The 2,403-nt window shown below is 62.9% G+C and carries 4 protein-coding genes; all 4 read right to left on the reverse strand.

Annotation, left to right across the window (positions count from 1 at the left end; all coding sequences use genetic code 11):
* Window positions 1-619, reverse strand: a 619-nt coding sequence (locus ENZ74_RS29335; protein ID WP_127313203.1) for a sigma-70 family RNA polymerase sigma factor, incomplete at its 3' end; no start/stop codon positions are given.
* The gene (locus tag ENZ74_RS29340) at window positions 616-1,374 is read right to left on the reverse strand and encodes an SDR family oxidoreductase (RefSeq protein WP_063168676.1); all 759 of its coding nucleotides are present in this window, start codon (window positions 1,372-1,374) and stop codon (window positions 616-618) included. The genes ENZ74_RS29340 and ENZ74_RS29335, both read right to left, overlap by 4 nt.
* A 245-nt stretch (window positions 1,375-1,619) precedes the next feature.
* Window positions 1,620-1,817 (reverse strand): hypothetical protein, encoded by a 198-nt coding sequence (locus tag ENZ74_RS29345; RefSeq protein WP_013530509.1) that lies wholly within the window; start codon window positions 1,815-1,817, stop codon window positions 1,620-1,622.
* A gap of 120 nt (window positions 1,818-1,937) precedes the next feature.
* The gene (locus tag ENZ74_RS29350; RefSeq protein WP_013530508.1) at window positions 1,938-2,171 is read right to left on the reverse strand and encodes a hypothetical protein; all 234 of its coding nucleotides are present in this window, start codon (window positions 2,169-2,171) and stop codon (window positions 1,938-1,940) included.
* Window positions 2,172-2,403: the final 232 nt, after the last annotated feature.

Here is a 2,403-nt window from a genome sequence, read left to right on the forward strand (position 1 = left end):
GGGCGCGCAAGCCGTCCCAATCCCGCTGGTTGAACAGGGTCGCATAACGGACCACGGCGGCCGACGCGATACGCGCATCGGGAGCCGAACTGGCCTGCGCACTGACTTCCCTAAGCCGGGCGCGGCCGCGCGCCAAGTGCCCTTTCACCGCATCGACGGTGATGCCGAGCAAAGCAGCGATCTCGGCCAGCGGCTCGTCGAGCACATCTCTGAGGATGACGACGCTGCGCTGGAGCAGCGGAAGCTCCGCGAAGCGCGACACTGCGGTCTGTATAGCTTGCCTGCGCATCAGCATCTCCACCGGGTCGGCTTTGGTGTCGTCGGCAATTTCAAGCGCCGCCTCGATAGGCTCCGCCGCGCGGATCGCGCGGCTGCGCAGCAGGTCAAGCGCACGGTTGTGGGCGACGCGGAACAGCCAGGGCCTGAGCTGCGGCACCTCGCCCAGCTCATTCAGCGCAACGAAGGCTCGCGCAAACGTGTCCTGCACGACATCCTCCCCGTCGATGACCGAGCCCATCAGGCGCGCGCAATAGCGGTGCAGCTCTGGCCGCATCGCGGCGGCAAGGGCAAGCAGCCCTTCCCGTCGGTCGCGGTCCACGGCAGGATCTCGTTCGCTCAAGCCGCAGCCCCCTCCATCACGGTTACGCCCGCGTCGCCATTGAGGCCGAAGACGATCCCCTCGGCATATTGCGGGTCTTCCAGCACGGAAACCACCCTGTCGCCGAAGGTTCGGGGCGGCATCGGCGCACCGAAGCGGGTGACGAATTGTTCGGGCGTGATGCCCATGGATCCGGAATAGGCGCCGGCCGCCGCATCGCCTGTTCCGGTGCCGAGGATCATCTGCCGCGGCACGATCGCCTGAAAGCGGATGCCGAGCTTCTTCTCCAGCGAAACGCCGTTGGCGTACTTCGCCATGAACCACAGCATGCGCTTGGCGCCGCCATAGCCGCCCGACAACTGCGACCCGGTGACGGCGGCACCGCTCGATCCCACCAGAACACGGCTGCCCGGCTTGAGCGGCAGGTTGAGCGCCGCCTGCAGCCAGTATAGCCCGGCCTTGACGTCGGTTTCCCAGGCGATTGAAAAATCTTCCCAGCTCAGTTGGTCCAACCGGCCCATCCGGGGCGTGGCACCAGCATTCAGGACCACGACGTCAGGACGAACCTCGCTAAGAATGCGATAGGCCGCGCCCTCCTCCGCAACGTCGGCGCGGATAGTGGCGACCCCAAGCCGCGCACCGACCGCATCCAGCGCCTCGACGCCACGGGCAACGACGGTCACACTGGCGCCCTGTTCGACCAGCGCCTCGACCAATCCGAGGCCAAGCCCACGGCTGCCACCGGTGACCACGATTTCTTTATTCCTGAGGCTCATCGACCCTGCTCCTTAGCTTCACTGTAGCTAAGACGTTTGAGGGTCGGAAAAAGAGCCAAGGTTTGGCGAGGCGCGCTGTCGCGGCGACGATCCGCGACATGCCGGCAATACTGGCGATCGGGCGGAAAGCTGCCTGTCCGCTTTCGGCCTAAAATGCGATGCCCGATATTGGACGCAGTAAGGTTAGAGGCTGCCGGCGATGAAAGCGCTGCCGGTCCATGCTGCAGCATCCCAGCCGGATATGTTCAGAAGTCGAGAGCGACCATCATGCCGCGGACTTCGGCCATTTCCAGCAGCAGGTCTTGGAGTCTTTCGTCCAGTGCGGCACCGGTCAGCGCCAGAAGCTCGGTGACGCTCTCTCTCATCGATATGACGGCGGCGCCTGTCTTCTCGGCGAGCAGCCGTCCGATGGCAGCTCGGATCAGGTCGTCCTGATCAGACATTGCTTCACCTCCCAACGCACTGCAACCTCCCCTTGCTTTCCATGCCTCACCGCCGCTTTCGACAACAGGGCGTGATTTCCCATACCGTATGATTTTTGATGCGACATCGGGCAGCTTTGCTCATGCCAGCAGATCGTCTCGATGAGCCCGCCAGTCGTTCAACACCGACAATGAGGGCAGGAGCGAAAAATGGCCGGGCTGGACCGTTTCAACCGCTGCAAGCAGTGCCAGAGGCACTTCGTGCCGATAAAGCCCAATGCACACGCCCCCTTTGGCCGTTGCCGGCAATTCCGTGACGGTGTCGAAAATCGAAAACGTACCCGTTGGCTCTTCCACGATTTCGAAACGCCCCACCCCAAACCTCCCTCTGCACAAAAGTAGCGACCAACGCGGACATCCCCCTAGTGGTTCCCTAGGCTGGCAGTTTTTTTCGCGCCTTGGTTGTAGCGCATGCCGGCAGGACAGTCATGCCCGCAGGGCGCGCAGTCAAAAATCGCTACGCACATTTTAAATCTTGACGCGTGTCAATTTTTTATAAAACATGCGCAAACGCCGGCATGGCATCGGCCGGCGCTCTGGGAGGAGC

Source organism: Mesorhizobium sp. M7A.F.Ca.CA.002.15.2.1, assembly GCF_003998715.1.
GTDB classification, from domain to species: Bacteria; Pseudomonadota; Alphaproteobacteria; order Rhizobiales; family Rhizobiaceae; genus Mesorhizobium; species Mesorhizobium ciceri.

Bases quoted from the DNA above. Each gene is read 5' to 3' on its own strand.
- ENZ74_RS29340 (WP_063168676.1), bottom strand. From the start codon at position 1,374: ATGAGCCTCAGGAATAAAGAAATCGTGGTCACCGGTGGCAGCCGTGGG.
- ENZ74_RS29345 (WP_013530509.1), bottom strand. From the start codon at position 1,817: ATGTCTGATCAGGACGACCTGATCCGAGCTGCCATCGGACGGCTGCTC.